The following is a 13,866-nucleotide window of genomic DNA, read 5'->3' as shown; positions in this document are numbered from 1 at the left end:
GGGGAAACCCCGCCCGCCGCAGGCGCAACGGGCCCGCAGACGGCAACGAGACCGCACCCGACGACGAGACCGCAGACGGCAACGGGACCGCACCCGACGACGGGGCCGCACCCGGCAACGGGACCGCACCCGACGACGGGACCGACCTCAGAGCGAACGGCCCCGCAACTCCGAAAGCACCGCATCCGTAAAGGGAGGCCAAGCCTCAACCGCCCACGCCCCGAACGCCCGATCCGCGAGAGCAACACACGCAGCCCCCGCATCCGGATCGATCCACACAAACGTCCCCGACTGCCCGAAGTGCCCGAACGTCCGAGGCGACGACGAACCCCCCGTCCAGTGCGGCGACTTGGAGTCCCGGATCTCGAACCCCAGCCCCCAGTCATTGGGCTTCTGATGCCCGTACCCGGGCAGGATCCCGGAAAGACCGGGATGCACCACGGACATCGCATCGAGCACGGTCCGTGCGTCAAGGAGCCGCGGCGCCTGCACCTCCGCCGCGAACCGCAGCAGATCCGAGACCGTCGACACCCCGTCCTTCGCCGGCGAACCCTCGAGCGACGTCTGCGTCATCCCGAGCGGTTCGAGCACGGCCTGCCGCAGATACTCCGCGAACGGAATGTCCGTCGCCTTGGCGATGTGATCCCCGAGCACCTCGAACCCCGCGTTGGAGTACAGCCGCCGCGTCCCGGGCGGGGCCATCACCCGGTGCTCGTCGAAGGCGAGCCCACTCGTGTGCGCGAGCAGATGCCGCACGGTCGACCCCTCGGGCCCGGCCGGCTCGTCGAGCTCGACGGCCCCTTCCTCGTACGCGACGAGCGCGGCGTACGCGGCAAGGGGCTTGGTCACGGAGGCCAGCGGGAAGCGCTGCGTCACCGGCCCGTGGGTGCCGACGACGGTCCCGTCCGCGCGGACGACCCCGGCCGCCGCGCTGGGGACCGGCCAGTTCTCGATGAGGGCGAGGCTCTGCATGGCTACGAGCGTACGGTCCCGGGTGCGCCGGAACGGTCCGGGGTGTGCCGGAGCGCCAGCCGCATGGCCGGATCCGGCGTGCGGGCGAAGCCGAGCGACGCGTACAGCGGCTCGCCTTCGGGGGACGCCCGCAGATCGACCTTGCGCACCCCGCGCCGCTCGAACCAGGCGATCAGCTCCTCCATGCACGCCCGCGAATAACCCCGCCGACGCAGCTCCGGATCCGTGGCCACGCTGAAGACATAGCCGCTGATCCCCAGGGGATTCTCCGGACCGCCGAGCCGGTACTCGATCGTCCCGACCGCGCACGCCGCAAGCCGCCCAGGATCGTCCGGCCGCTCCACCACGGTCGCGGCCAGCTGCCCCTCCTCGCCCACGAGCTTGGCGCGCAGGACCTCCACCGAGACCGCCATCCACGCGGTGTCCGACTGCACGCCGAGGTACTCGTCGAGCATCACCTTGCGCAGGCGTACCAGTTCAGGGGCATCATCGGGCGTGGCGAGGCGGGAAATGACCATGCCCGGCACCTTAACCGCGTCCGCTCCGTGAACTCCTGCCGATACGGCTTGCTTGGAGTGCACTCCAAGGTTCTAGCGTGGGGGTATGACGGTGATGGAGAGCACCCCCGTACCAGCCCCCGTACCCGTACTCGAGACGACCTCACCCGCGGCCCCGGTCGACGTCTGCGCTTCGGGCCCGCGCCCGCATCCGCGCCCCGCGGGCCAGGACCGCTACACGATCAGTGAGGTCGCCCAGTACACCGGGCTCACCGCGCACACGCTGCGCTGGTACGAGCGGATCGGTCTGATGCCGCACGTCGACCGCTCCCACACGGGCCAGCGCCGGTTCACCAACCGCGACCTGGACTGGCTCACCTTCGTCGGCAAGCTCCGCCTGACCGGCATGTCCGTGGCGGACATGGTCCGCTACGCCGAACTGGTCCGCGAGGGCGACCACACCTTCGAGGAGCGGCGACAGCTCCTGGAGAGCACGCGGCGCGACGTTCTCTCGCGGATCGCGGAGCTCCAGGGGACGCTGGCCGTCCTCGACTACAAGATCGAGTTTTACGCGGGCGCCCCTGCGGCGCCGGAGAGGTCCTGAACCTGATGAGCACCATCGCGAAGGCACAGCTCGGCACCGGCGGCCCCGAGGTCTCCGTCCAGGGACTCGGCTGCATGGGCATGAGTTTCGCCTACGGGCCCACCGACGCCGACGAGGCACGGGCCACCCTCGACCACGCCCTCGGTCTGGGCGTCACCTTCTTCGACACCGCCGACATGTACGGCGCCGGCGAGAACGAGAAGTTCCTCGCCCCGTTCGTACAGAAGCACCGTGACGAGATCGTGCTCGCCACCAAGTTCGGCATCGTCATCGACCCCGACGACCCGCTGAAGCGCGGCATCGACAACTCCCCGGCGTACATCCGCCAGTGCATCGAGGGCAGCCTTAGCCGCCTCGGCGTGGAGAGCATCGACCTCTACTACATGCACCGCCGCGATGTGACCGTGCCGATCGAGGAGAGCGTCGGCGTCATGGCCGAACTCGTCGCCGAGGGCAAGGTCAAGCACCTCGGCCTCAGCGAGGTCACCGCCGACGAACTGCGCGCCGCCCACGGCGTCCACCCCATCGCGGCGGTGCAGTCGGAGTGGTCGCTGTTCAGCCGCGACATCGAGCAGCACGTCGTCCCCGCCGCCACCGAACTGGGCGTCGCCCTCGTCCCGTACTCGCCGCTCGGCCGTGGTTTCCTCACCGGCTCCTTCGCCAATGCGGACAGCGATCTGGACGCCTCCGACTTCCGTCGCACGATGCCCCGCTTCAGCGGCGACAACGCCGCGGCGAACGCCGCCCTGCTCGCCCCGATCCGCTCGGTCGCCGAGTCCCGTGACGCGACGCCCGCCCAGGTCGCCCTCGCGTGGGTGCAGCAGCGGGCCCAGGTGCACGGCCTGACCGTGGTGCCGATCCCCGGCACCCGCAAGCGCACCCGGATCGAGGAGAACGCGGCCGCCACCCACCTGATCCTGACCCCGTCCGAGCTCGAACTCCTGGAGCCGATCGCGGGCCAGGTCGCGGGCGGCCGCTACGCGGACATGTCCTTCACCTCGGCCGGCCGCGAGTAGCAGCCACGGAGGTGGGGTCGGGGCAGCGGCGATGGCCGTCAAGTCCCGTCCACTGTCGAGTTGTTGATCCCACTCCGCGTGAGGTGCCGGTCCGCTGTCAGCGGACCGGCACCTCACGCTTGGTGGCGCACGGGCGCCGCCCCGCGCCGCCATCAGAGCGGCCCGCCGCAGACGCAGGCTCCGGAGGCCGCCATCACGCGAGCCCGAGGGCGAAGACCGCGAAGGAGGCCGCGAGCAGACCCGCCACCGCACGCCGTACGTTCGCCGCACGCGAGCCCGCCTGCCACGGCGCCTCGAAGCGCCGCGCCCAGCGGCCGATCAGGACCAGGAGCGCCGCGAACACCGGCAGCCACGCGATCCGCGCCGCGATCCAGCCGAGCGTGTCCGGCGCCGTGGTCAGACCGCCGATCGGGCCGAGGAACGAACCGAGCGTCGCCGCACCGAACATCGCCGTCTGGTGCCAGCACAGGATCGTCATCGCCGACAGGTTGATGATCACGACAGGGGCCCACAGCGCGGGCCGCCGGAGCAGCCTGCCGAGGCGGTCGCGCAGCAGGATCGCGGCGCCGCTCTGCGCCGCGGCCAGCGCGAGCACAAGCAGGGACGGCGGGTGCGAGTTGGTGCGGGCCTCACCCGGCACGCCGACCATCGACGCCGGGTAGTGGAAGGCGAGCAGCAGTGCCGCGAACAGCGCCGTACCGCCGACGAGCAGCAGCCACGCGCCCCGCTTGCCGACCTTCTTCTCGCCCCAGCTGACGCCCAGTTGGTAGGCGAACATCCAGCCGGGCAGGATGTTCAGCATGCTCAGCCAGGACGGCATGGACTCCGCGAACGGTCCGTAGCGCAGGAAGTCCACGACGGCGACCGAGGCGAGCAGCGGTGCCGCGGCCCAGGCGCCGAGGCGCTCGGCGGCCCGTACGCAGAACGGTGTGAGCGCCGTGATCACGGCGTAAACCCCGACGAACCACAAGGGCTGGATCACCAGCGTGGCCCCGGTGTGCAGGGTCGTGCCGGGCATGCCCAGTGCGTAGAGCACCGGGATCAGCGCCGCCCACACCGCGGTGACCCCGAGCACCGGGCGCCCGAGCCGGGCCACCCGTCCGCGCAGCCAGCGTCCGGAGGACTCCCCGCGGGCCAGCGAGCGGCGGTACGAGAGCACCGAGGCGTATCCGCCCACCAGGAAGAAGATCCCGAGCATCTGCAGCACCCAGCTCATGGGCGCGAAGAACTCGAAGGCGGACAGCGGGCTCGCGTTGCGCAGGGCGCCCTCGCCGTCGACGCGGAAGCCGCCGAGCAGCCAGTGCCCGATCGGCACCGCGAGCAGCGCGAGGGCGCGCAGCCCGTCGATCGCACGGTCGCGATGCTCCGGCGTACGGGCGTCGATGCTCGTGGCGGTCTTGCGCACGGCGCCGAGCGCCTTGGCCGGACGGGAGCCCGACCGCGAGCCGGGTCCTGAGCCGGACCCGGACTCCGGGTCGACTGGTCGTGGGGCGAGTGCGGTGCTGGTCATGGCGGTGTCCTCAAGTCGTCGAGAAGTACGGGGTGTCGGAGCCGTGACGGGCTCAGGTCCGCTCACCGAGGGCGATGCGCGCGAACGCGCGCAGGGAGTCCGTGCCGGGCTCGAAGTAGCCCGTGTGACCGTCGACCCGGGCGGTCGGGACGGTGCGGGCGCCGAAACCCGGACCGGCCGGGTCGGCGCCGTGGCCGAGGCCGAAGAGCTCCACGTTCGGTACGTCGTCGATCCAGTCGTCCTGGGCCTTGGCCGCCCAGACCCGCGCCTTGGTGTGGAGATCCGCCACGTCGTCCGCGTGCATCCCGGGCGAACCGGCCACGACCAGATCGGCGGCGGGCAGCTCGGGGGCCGCCTCGCCGCAGACCACCGAGCCATAGCTGTGGCAGAAGAGCACCGGGTCGGGTGTGCCCGCGGCGTCGAGCCCCTGCACGAAGCGGGCCAGGCGCGGAGCACCCGCCTCGGCGAGCCGTCCGGTGGCGGCGTCCGGGCCGATCCCGACCGGCGTGGTGTACCCGGCCCAGGCGATCACCGCGCTGCGGTGCCCGGTGGCCGCGTACAGCGAACGGCCCATCCCGGTCGGTGTGCCGTACGGGTCCTTCTCGCGGTCGAAGCTGTTCAGATCGATATCGGAGCCCGGCACGATCACCGACACATGCGCGGCGCCGTCCAACGTGCCGTACACCTCGGCGACCTGGCCGCGCTCCCGCGGGTCGAAGACGATGATCTGCCGGCCGTCCGCCCGGAGTGCGTCATAGCGGTCGGCGCGGGCCCGGGCCGCCTCGCGGTCACGGGAGGGAAGCGTCCGGTCCTGGGCGCGCCGCAGCTGCTTGGCGCTCTCCTCCCGCAGGGCACGGGCGTTGGCCTCGTACCGCAGCTCCACCGGCGCACCGTCGAGATTGCCGACCACCAGCGGGTGCCGGTCGAGCAGCCCCTGCTGCTGTGCGGTGCTCAACGAGCGGAAGAACGCGGCCACTTCGGCGGGCTTCGCCGTCGCCGGGTCGGGCAGCTGCTGACCGAGCGCGCGGTCGGCGCGCCAGGAGCTGACGCCCGGGACGGGGCCGGTCACCGGGGTCTGCTGGTTGCCCGCGGCCCAGCCGGCGGTGCCCGCGACGAGCATCCCGCTGAGAGCGGCCGCGACCAGAGTCCTCTTGCCGCGTGCCTTCCAAGCCTGAAGCCGCATGACCGGTCTCCCCTTCGCATCCGTCCGCCGTGTTGCCGACGGAGGGAAGGTAGGAAGACGGTGGGTGGCCGGGCGTCACACTGCGGAGCCAAACCGCGGCTGATACCCCAGTACTAGGGGGTCTAGTGGGGGAGACCTGTCAGGGGCGTGCCGATGGGGGAGCGTTCTTGTGTGTCAGGTATCCCGGGGTTTCCAGGAGCTCCTATTCGTCGCCCCTGGCGGGAACCACAACCCCGGCCTCGTACGCGAAGATCACCAACTGCGCCCGGTCGCGGAGATCCAGCTTGGACAGGACCCGGCCGATATGCGTCTTCACGGTCTGCTCGGCGAGCACGAGATGCGCGGCGATCTCCTGGTTGGACATCCCGCGCGCGATCAGCTCGAGCACCTCGGCCTCGCGCGGCGTCAGACCGTTCAACTTGAGGGCGGGGTCCTTGCGTTGCGCCGGTCGCTGTTTCACGAAGTCCGCGATGAGCCGCCGGGTGACGGAGGGCGCGAGCAGCGCCTCTCCGGCCGCGACGATCCGTACCGCCGAGATCAGATCGTCCGGCGGCGCGTCCTTGAGGAGAAAGCCGGACGCCCCGGCCCGCAGCGCCTCGTAGACATAGTCGTCCACGTCGAACGTGGTCAGCATCAGGACCTTGGGCCGGTGGATCACGCCCCGCGGTGGATCGAGCAGCCGCCTGGCCGCCTCCAGGCCGTCCATCTCCGGCATCCGCACATCCATGAGCACCACATCGGGGTGGGTGGAGCGGCCGAGCTCGACCCCCTGTTTGCCGTCCTCCGCCTGCCCGACCACATCGATATCGCTCTGCGCGGCCAGGAGCGCGGCGAAGCCCGCCCGCACCATGGCCTGGTCGTCGACGATGAGTACGCGGATGGTCACAGGAGGGGTGCCTTTCTCGGGCAGCTAGGTGTCCTGCTCGGACTGCCGGGTGTCCTGCTCGGACTGCGGAGTGTCCTGCGCGGGCCGGGAGGTGTTCTCCGCGGGCGGCTCTCCCTCTCCGTCCTGCTCGTGCAGAGGAATCCGGGCCTCGACACGGAAACCGCCGCCGGCGGCGGGGCCCGCCTCGAGAGAGCCACCGGTCAACCGTACGCGCTCACGCATCCCGACCAGGCCATGCCCGGTGCCCGAGGTCTCCAGGGCCGAACGTGGCTTCTGCGCGGGCCCGTTGACGATGGACAGGAGCAACTCGCGCTGGTGGACATCGAGTTCGACGTGCGCGACGGCGCCGGGCGCATGCCGGATCACATTCGACAGGGCCTCCTGCACGATGCGGTACGCCGAGAGGTCCACAGCCGGCGGGACCCCGGTGACCAGCTCCTGCAGATGGGCCTCGGCGGGCGTCATGGCCACCTGGACGCCGGCCCGACGGGTGGCCTCGACCAGCTGGTGCAGCCGGTTCAGACCGGGCTGCGGAGTGCGCTCGGCCTGCGCCTCCTCATTGCGCAGCACCTTGAGCAGCCGGCGCATCTCGGTCAGCGACTCGCGCGCGGCGGCGGCGATCTCACCGAACTCCTTCTCCACCTCGGGCGAAAGCCCGGGCAGCCGGTACTTGGCCGTGTCCGCCTGCACGGTGATCACCGACATGTGGTGGGCCACGATGTCGTGCAGCTCCCGGGCGATCCGCGCCCGTTCCTCGAGCAGCGTGCGCTGCGCCCGTTCCGCCTCGCTGATCGTCTCCTGCTCGGCCAGCTTCGCCTGGGCCTCACCGCGCAGCCGCAGGGCGTACGTCACGACCAGAGTGACCCCGGCGAGGACCAGCATCAGGACCCAGGAGCCGTCGCTGTACGTCTGCGAGAGCTGCTCGAAGAACACCCCGGCCGCCGCGGTGACCAGGAAGATCGCGATCAGGGTCCGGCGGCTCTCGCGCAGACCGAGCAGCACCATCAGGAGCACGTAACCGACGATGATCATGGGAGTCCACGGCCAAGACCGCCCGTCGACATGCTTGCCCGCATAGAGCGCCAGGCCGCCGATCACATCGGCGGGGAAGATCACCCACCACGCGTGCAGGGGCCGGGTCAGGGCGAGCAGCAGCGGCAAGGTCTGGGCGACGGCGAGACCGCCCGCCATGCCGCCGTTCATCCCGTAATCCTGGATGAGCACCGTGACGGTGGTGGGCAGCAGAGCTGCGACGAAGGCGAACACCACGACATACGGAGTCGCCCGGACCCAGCCCTTGTGCGCCTGCGCGAGCGGAGCGCGTCCGGCGGCCGCGGGGGTGGTCAGCGCGATGCCGAACTCCCGCAGTCCGTCCCGCACCGCGGGCCAGGGGCCGTCCGCCGGCTTGTCCAAGCCGACCGGGCCCGGATCGGGCGCCGCGCCTGAAGCCGGGCGCTCGCCCGCCGTCCGCCTCCAGGGCAGGCGTGGCAGCCACCGTCCCGCCCGGCGTCCGGGCTGGTCGGTGGTCTCGTCGGTCGAGGACTGCTGCGCGTCATTCATGGCCTGATCAGCGTAGGCAGGAAGCCGCGCCGCTCGCGTCATACCGCAGAGCCGGACCTGACCTCATACCCCGGTATTACCTCTGGCCACAGCACCACCCGGGGCGCCGACAGCAACCCGAGCCCGACTGCCACCCCGTACCCCTAAAGCCCCGCCGGCTCAAAGCCCCGCCGGCTCAAAGCCCCACCGGCTCAAGCTCCGCCCACTCAAAGCCCCACCGGCTCAAAGCTCCGCCAGCAACTCCGCCTTCTTCGCGGAGAACTCCTCATCCGTCAGCAGCCCCGCCCCATGCAGCTCGCCGAGATGCCGGATCCGCTCCGCGATGTCCGCCGGATCCCGCCGCCCCGCGGGCCGCGCGTCCTCGATGGCCGCCGCACCCCGCGCCCGCACGCTCGCGAGCACCGCCGCCGCGAACGGCAGCGATTCATGCACCGGTCCGTACCCGAGCCCGAAGACCACCGCGGCCGGATCCTGATCGGCCTGCGCGGGCTGGACGACCGTGCCGGGCCGGCGGATCAGCCGCATGTAGCCGTCGAAGATCTCCGGCGAACGCCACTCGACACCGCTGAGATCGGACACGTGGAAGGTCTGGTCGCCCGCCTTCCACTTCGCCGACGAGGCCCCCGTCCAGAACCAGCGGAAGCTCACCGCCTTCCCGTCGAACGAGGCCTTCCCGTCGTACGCCTTGAAGTGCAGCGGCCCCTCCGGTGCATCCACCATGAAGCGGTCGGCGGGCCCCTCGGAGGACGGCAGGACGGCGCGCAGCTCGTCGCGGTAGTACTCGGCGAGCGTCTCGCGCTCGGCCGGCAGCACCAGGCGGTACGGATCGCACCCGTCCTTGAGCTGCCCGGCCGCCGCCTCCATCAGCGGATCGGCGCCGGCTCTCGGTACAGCGTGCAACACCACCGTGCCCCTTTTCCCCGGGGCCAAGGTCACATCCGCCAACGCCTCGTGGGGGATGCGGCGTTCACCGAGCGCATGGAACAGCTTCGGTGTCCTGATCCCCCGTTCGAAGCGGATGAGCACGGAGTCCGTGTCGAACTCCCAGGCGGCATGAAATCCGGCCAGTACGTCACCCATGCGGCTCATCGTATGCGGCATGCGCCTGTACGTCCCCCCTCGATACGTTCCGGCGTCTTCCCGCCCCGGCCGTCTTCTACGCGCGTCGGCCAGGCCCGGGACCGCAGCTCTTGCTCCGCGCACCCCGGAACGGGAAGCTCCGCCCGCGGACGGGGACGCTCCGTCCCCGGACCGCGGCGATCCGCCGCGAGGTACCGCCGGTTCCCGTCGGTCGGACCCTGCCCTGTCCGCCCGGCCTCACACGTGCGCCCGGCACGCATCCCCGTCATCCGCGCAGCTGACCTCGTCCCAACGGCCGACACCGATCCGCGCGAAATTACGCAGGCTCTCCGTGCCCGGCTCGAAGTAACCGGTGTGCCCGACCGAGTCCTTGGCCGAAAGCACCCGCGCCCCGAATCCGGCCGACACCGGATCCACCCCGTGGCCGAAACTGCCGACCTCCAGATGCGGGACGTCCGCAATCCAGTCGTCCTCGTCGCGCATCGCCCACACCCGCGCGGAAGTTCCCAGGTCGGCGGCGGTCTCGGCGCGCATTCCCGGGCTGCCGGCGACCGCGATGTCCCGGACGCGGGGCGGCAGTTCACGTGCGGCGAGCCCGCAGACGACCGAGCCGTAGCTGTGGCAGTACAGCGCGGTCGGCGCCCGGCCGGGCAGTGAGCGGAGCATGGCGTTGAGCCGCAGCGCCCCGTCCTCGGCGCGCCGGACCGTGAAGGCGTCCATGCCCACACCGCCGGGCGCCGTGTAGTCGGCCCAGGCGATCACGGCGGTACGGGTGTCCGGGTCCTCGGCGCGCTGGGTGCGGTACAGCGCGCGGGACATGCCGGACGTCGCCGAATACCGCCCGAAGGTCTTCTGGAACGTGAGCAGGTCCGTGTCCACGCCGGGCACGACGACCGACACCCGCTCGGCCTTCTCGAGGTTGCCGAGCACTTCGGCCACCCGCCCGCGGCCGGACGGATCGAAGGCCAGGAGGTCGCGGCCGGGCTTCAGAAAGGATTCGAAGCGGTGCATACGGCGTCCCGCGTCGCGTCTGCCCGTATCGGACAGGCGGGTGTCGTTCATCCGCTCCCTTTCGGCCTTGACGGCCTTGTGCAGGGAGTGACGGTTCGCCGCGTAACGCAGAGTCACCGGGGCGCCGTTGAGGTTGCCGACGACCAAGGAGTAGCGCTCGGCGAGGCGATCCTGCTGTGCGTTGCTCAAGGTGGCGAAGAAGCGCGAGATCCGCTTGGCCGGCGCCTCGGGATCGGGCAGATCCCGGCCGTCGATGCCACCGCGGTTCCAGGCGGAGAGCGCGGCTTCGAGCGGTGTCGACCCGCCCTTGCTGCGGACCGCGGTCCAGCCGGTGGCCGTCAGCATGACGAAGACAACGGCAACGGCAAGGAGGGCGCGCCAGATGTTCAGCGAGGGCGTGGAGTCGAAAGAAGTCACGATCCGGCCACCCTAGGAGACCCGGACGGCCGACCGCACGGACCGTGGCGCGGATCACGTTACGTATCGGATGATCGGGCTAAAGCGGGCACTCTGCGGGTTCTCCGATCACGGAACGTAAGCATCCGTTCCGTTTCGTGTATGAAACGGGTGCGGTTACCGCCGCCAGTCCCCGGCCAGTGAGGGCTCCAGGCGTTCGAGCAGAGACGCCGTGAGTCGTCGCATCGACTCCACGCTGATCTCCTCCCCGGCTCCCCAGCGCCGTCCCGCCAGCTGCATCACCCCGCTGAACGCCGCGACCGCCACCCAGGGCCGAGGATCCTCTTCGGGATCGAGTCCCTCCCGTGCGGCGACGATCCGCACGATCTCCTCCTCGGTCTCGGCCGTCCGCCGCATCTGTACGGCGAGCAGCGCGGGCGTCGACTCGATCATGCGGAACGCCCGCATGTACATCTCCACCGGCACGAACTGCTCGATGGATTCGCCGATCGAGTCCCAGGCGTCGAGCACCGCGCGCCGCAGCGCCTCGAACGGCGGCTCCTCGGGCGGTCGGCCGCGCAGCGACTCGACGAAGCGGGCCTCGACCATCTCCTGTACGGCGAAGACCACTTGTTCCTTGCCGGCGAAGTAGCGGAAGAAGGTGCGCTGCGAGACATCGACGGCGGCGACGATCTCGTCGACGGTCGTGCGCTCGTACCCCTGGGTCGTGAAGAGCTCGATCGCGGCGCGCACCAGCGCGTCCCGGGTGCGCTGCTTCTTGCGCTCGCGCAGCCCCGGAAGTCCCGGAAGCCCCGGAGTCACTCCACGCGCTGTCACTCCACGGCCCTCTTTCTTCCTGTTTGTCAGGCTCCACGTCCGGGCTCACATTACCTGTGAGCAACGTGACAGTTACCGACTAGTGGCTGACGTTGTCAACTGTCAGCGACTGTCACTAGCCTTTTCCCCATGACTAGTCAGACCACCGTCGACAAGGCCGGCAAGGCCCCCGATTCCCCGGCGAGTACGTCCGAACCGACCACGGCCAAGGGGTTGCGCGGCCACCCTTGGCTGACCCTGTTCGCCGTGGCCATCGGCGTGATGATGGTGGCCCTCGACGGCACGATCGTCGCGATCGCCAACCCCGTGATCAAGTCGGATCTGGGTGCCACCTGGCAGCAGATCCAATGGATCACCAACGGCTACTTCCTCGCCCTCGCGGTCACGCTGATCACCGCGGGCAAGCTCGGTGACCGCTTCGGCCACCGGCAGACCTTCCTCATAGGCGTCGTCGGTTTCGCCGTGGCGTCCGGCGCCATCGGGTTCTCCAACAGCGTCGGCTTCGTCGTCGCCTTCCGTGTCCTTCAGGGCCTGTTCGGCGCGCTGCTCATGCCGGCCGCGCTCGGCCTGCTGCGCGCCACCTTCCCGGCCGAGAAGCTCAACATGGCCATCGGCATCTGGGGCATGGTCATCGGTGCCTCCACCGCGGGCGGCCCGATCCTCGGCGGTGTGCTCGTCGAGCACGTCAGCTGGCAGTCGGTCTTCTTCATCAACGTGCCCGTGGGCATCATCGCCGTGGTGCTCGGTGTGGTGATCCTGAAGGACCACCGGGCCGAGAACGCGCCGCGCTCGTTCGACCTCCTCGGTATCGCGCTGCTTTCCGTCGCGATGTTCTCCCTGGTGTGGGCCGTCATCAAGGCGCCCGAGTGGGGCTGGGGTTCGACCAGCACGTGGGCCTGGATCGGCGGCTCGCTCGTGGCGTTCGTGCTCTTCGCCTTCTGGCAGACGCGGGTCAAGGAGCCGCTCGTCCCGCTGCAGCTGTTCCGTTCGGTGCCGCTGTCCGCCGGTGTGGTCCTGATGGTCCTGATGGCCATCGCCTTCATGGGCGGTCTGTTCTTCGTCACCTTCTATCTGCAGAACGTGCACGGCATGAGCCCCGTCGACAGCGGTCTGCACCTGCTGCCGCTCACCGGCATGATGATCGTCGGCTCGCCGCTGGCCGGCTTCATGATCACCAAGGTCGGGCCGCGGATCCCGCTGGCCGGCGGTATGGCGGTGACGGCGCTGGCGATGTACGGCATGTCCACGCTGGAGACCGGCACCTCCAGCCTCACCATGTCGATCTGGTTCGCCCTGCTCGGCCTCGGCCTCGCGCCGGTCATGGTGGGCGCCACCGAGGTCATCGTGGGCAACGCCCCGATGGAGCTCTCCGGTGTCGCGGGCGGTCTGCAGCAGGCCGCGATGCAGATCGGCGGCGCCCTCGGCACCGCCGTACTCGGCGCGATCATGGCCTCGAAGGTCGACAACAGCCTCGCCGGCAACTGGGCCGACGCGGGTCTGCCGCCGATCCCCGAGGCGCAGCTGGGCCAGGCCGCCGAGGCCGTGCAGTCGGGTGCGGCGCCCGTGCCGCCGAACACCCCGCCGGAGATCGCCGCGAAGATCACCGACGTGGCGCACGACACCTTCATGTCCGGCATGGAGCTCGCCAGCCTCACCGCCGCGGGCGTCGCGGTGGTCGCGATCTTCGTCGCCCTGCTGACCAAGAAGGGCGCCAACGCGGAGGCGGGCGCGGGAGTCGGTCACATCTGACCTTCCGTACGCGCAGCAGCTGTCGAAATCCCCGCCGGGTCGTCCCGGCGGGGATTTCCCCTATCAGGGTGACGACTGCCGAACCCCCTTCCCGGTCGCTCCCGGCGCAGTTCACAGTTGCGCCGACTGATCGGCACGACACGGGGGTTCACCACCATGCGCACGACGAGGACTCAGCTCCGTACGACCATCACCGCGGCCGCGCTCGGCGTCGCCGCACTCGCCTCGGCCATGGCACCGGCGGCGGCCGCACCACCGGGCCCGACGGGCTGCGGACCGGGGGAGCTGTGCCTGTGGACGGCGCCCGACTACAGCGGCGACCGCACCACGTACGAACTGACCGAGCTGACAACCGAGACCTGTACGGCGCTGCCGCCGGGCAGCAGCGCCCAGGCCCTCGCCAACCGCACGGCCCGCCCGGTCACCACGTACCAGTCCGCGGAGTGCGAGGAAACAGGGGACTTCGAGACCTACCCGGGCCGCGGGGGCGGCACGTGGGCTCCTGAATCGCCGTACAAGGTCCGGGCGTTCAAGATCTGGGAGCGCTAGTCAGCCCCGCCCCAAT

General features: G+C 70.6%; 13 protein-coding genes and 1 pseudogene. 5 read left to right on the top strand and 9 right to left on the bottom strand.

Annotation, left to right across the window (positions count from 1 at the left end):
• Positions 1–191 (top strand): annotated as a pseudogene (locus G6045_RS40995) (NAD(P)/FAD-dependent oxidoreductase); the annotation flags it as partial.
• Here G6045_RS40995 and G6045_RS33215 read toward each other — a convergent pair.
• Together G6045_RS33215 and G6045_RS33210 are read right to left on the bottom strand one after the other, a co-directional pair.
• Positions 148–972: a serine hydrolase domain-containing protein gene (locus G6045_RS33215; protein ID WP_165335896.1), complete on the bottom strand. Its 825-nt coding sequence runs from the start codon at positions 970–972 to the stop codon at positions 148–150. The pseudogene G6045_RS40995 and the gene G6045_RS33215 overlap by 44 nt on opposite strands.
• Positions 973–974: 2 nt before the next feature.
• Positions 975–1,490 (bottom strand): GNAT family N-acetyltransferase, encoded by a 516-nt coding sequence (locus G6045_RS33210; protein ID WP_165335895.1) that lies wholly within the window; start codon positions 1,488–1,490, stop codon positions 975–977.
• A 94-nt stretch (positions 1,491–1,584) separates the two neighbouring features.
• Between G6045_RS33210 and G6045_RS33205 the strand changes: the two genes are divergently transcribed.
• Both G6045_RS33205 and G6045_RS33200 read left to right on the top strand, forming a co-directional pair.
• Positions 1,585–2,073: a MerR family transcriptional regulator gene (locus G6045_RS33205; RefSeq protein ID WP_408056390.1), complete on the top strand. Its 489-nt coding sequence runs from the start codon at positions 1,585–1,587 to the stop codon at positions 2,071–2,073.
• Between the two features lie 5 nt (positions 2,074–2,078).
• Complete coding sequence (locus G6045_RS33200) at positions 2,079–3,089, top strand: aldo/keto reductase (RefSeq protein ID WP_165335893.1); 1,011 nt, start codon at positions 2,079–2,081, stop codon at positions 3,087–3,089.
• Positions 3,090–3,282: 193 nt separating this feature from the next.
• Here the strand turns inward: G6045_RS33200 and G6045_RS33195 are convergent, their stop codons facing one another.
• From G6045_RS33195 to G6045_RS33165, 7 genes are all read right to left on the bottom strand, one after another.
• Positions 3,283–4,599, bottom strand: a complete 1,317-nt coding sequence (locus G6045_RS33195) for an acyltransferase family protein (protein ID WP_235968477.1) — start codon at positions 4,597–4,599, stop codon at positions 3,283–3,285.
• Positions 4,600–4,651: 52 nt separating this feature from the next.
• Positions 4,652–5,782, bottom strand: coding sequence for an alpha/beta hydrolase (locus G6045_RS33190; protein WP_165335892.1), 1,131 nt, complete (start codon positions 5,780–5,782; stop codon positions 4,652–4,654).
• A gap of 202 nt (positions 5,783–5,984) precedes the next feature.
• Positions 5,985–6,668 carry a response regulator gene (locus G6045_RS33185; protein WP_165335891.1) on the bottom strand — a complete coding sequence of 228 codons (684 nt, stop codon included), beginning with the start codon at positions 6,666–6,668 and terminating at the stop codon, positions 5,985–5,987.
• 24 nt (positions 6,669–6,692) lie between these two features.
• Positions 6,693–8,228, bottom strand: a complete 1,536-nt coding sequence (locus G6045_RS33180; protein WP_165335890.1) for a sensor histidine kinase — start codon at positions 8,226–8,228, stop codon at positions 6,693–6,695.
• Between the two features lie 222 nt (positions 8,229–8,450).
• Positions 8,451–9,317, bottom strand: a complete 867-nt coding sequence (locus G6045_RS33175; protein WP_165335889.1) for a DUF4429 domain-containing protein — start codon at positions 9,315–9,317, stop codon at positions 8,451–8,453.
• A 228-nt stretch (positions 9,318–9,545) separates the two neighbouring features.
• Positions 9,546–10,736 (bottom strand): alpha/beta hydrolase, encoded by a 1,191-nt coding sequence (locus G6045_RS33170; RefSeq protein WP_165335888.1) that lies wholly within the window; start codon positions 10,734–10,736, stop codon positions 9,546–9,548.
• Between the two features lie 156 nt (positions 10,737–10,892).
• Positions 10,893–11,552, bottom strand: a complete 660-nt coding sequence (locus G6045_RS33165) for a TetR family transcriptional regulator (protein WP_328707990.1) — start codon at positions 11,550–11,552, stop codon at positions 10,893–10,895.
• Positions 11,553–11,681: 129 nt separating this feature from the next.
• Between G6045_RS33165 and G6045_RS33160 the strand changes: the two genes are divergently transcribed.
• Together G6045_RS33160 and G6045_RS33155 are read left to right on the top strand one after the other, a co-directional pair.
• Complete coding sequence (locus G6045_RS33160) at positions 11,682–13,301, top strand: MFS transporter (RefSeq protein WP_165335887.1); 1,620 nt, start codon at positions 11,682–11,684, stop codon at positions 13,299–13,301.
• Positions 13,302–13,457: 156 nt separating this feature from the next.
• Positions 13,458–13,850: a peptidase inhibitor family I36 protein gene (locus G6045_RS33155; RefSeq protein WP_165335886.1), complete on the top strand. Its 393-nt coding sequence runs from the start codon at positions 13,458–13,460 to the stop codon at positions 13,848–13,850.
• Positions 13,851–13,866: the final 16 nt, after the last annotated feature.

The organism is Streptomyces mesophilus, assembly GCF_011044995.1.
In the GTDB taxonomy this organism is placed as follows: Bacteria; Actinomycetota; Actinomycetes; order Streptomycetales; family Streptomycetaceae; genus Streptomyces; species Streptomyces mesophilus.
The sequence above is the reverse complement of the archived record's forward strand: the minus strand, read 5'-3'. Positions and strand labels throughout refer to the sequence as shown.

What these genes read in the sequence shown, in the direction of transcription:
- G6045_RS33215 (WP_165335896.1), bottom strand. Translation starts at nt 972, where the DNA reads ATGCAGAGCCTCGCCCTCATCGAGAACTGGCCGGTCCCCAGCGCGGCG.
- G6045_RS33210 (WP_165335895.1), bottom strand. Translation starts at nt 1,490, where the DNA reads ATGGTCATTTCCCGCCTCGCCACGCCCGATGATGCCCCTGAACTGGTA.
- G6045_RS33205 (WP_408056390.1), top strand. Translation starts at nt 1,585, where the DNA reads ATGGAGAGCACCCCCGTACCAGCCCCCGTACCCGTACTCGAGACGACC.
- G6045_RS33200 (WP_165335893.1), top strand. Translation starts at nt 2,079, where the DNA reads ATGAGCACCATCGCGAAGGCACAGCTCGGCACCGGCGGCCCCGAGGTC.
- G6045_RS33195 (WP_235968477.1), bottom strand. Translation starts at nt 4,599, where the DNA reads ATGACCAGCACCGCACTCGCCCCACGACCAGTCGACCCGGAGTCCGGG.
- G6045_RS33190 (WP_165335892.1), bottom strand. Translation starts at nt 5,782, where the DNA reads ATGCGGCTTCAGGCTTGGAAGGCACGCGGCAAGAGGACTCTGGTCGCG.
- G6045_RS33180 (WP_165335890.1), bottom strand. Translation starts at nt 8,228, where the DNA reads ATGAATGACGCGCAGCAGTCCTCGACCGACGAGACCACCGACCAGCCC.
- G6045_RS33175 (WP_165335889.1), bottom strand. Translation starts at nt 9,317, where the DNA reads ATGAGCCGCATGGGTGACGTACTGGCCGGATTTCATGCCGCCTGGGAG.
- G6045_RS33160 (WP_165335887.1), top strand. Translation starts at nt 11,682, where the DNA reads ATGACTAGTCAGACCACCGTCGACAAGGCCGGCAAGGCCCCCGATTCC.
- G6045_RS33155 (WP_165335886.1), top strand. Translation starts at nt 13,458, where the DNA reads ATGCGCACGACGAGGACTCAGCTCCGTACGACCATCACCGCGGCCGCG.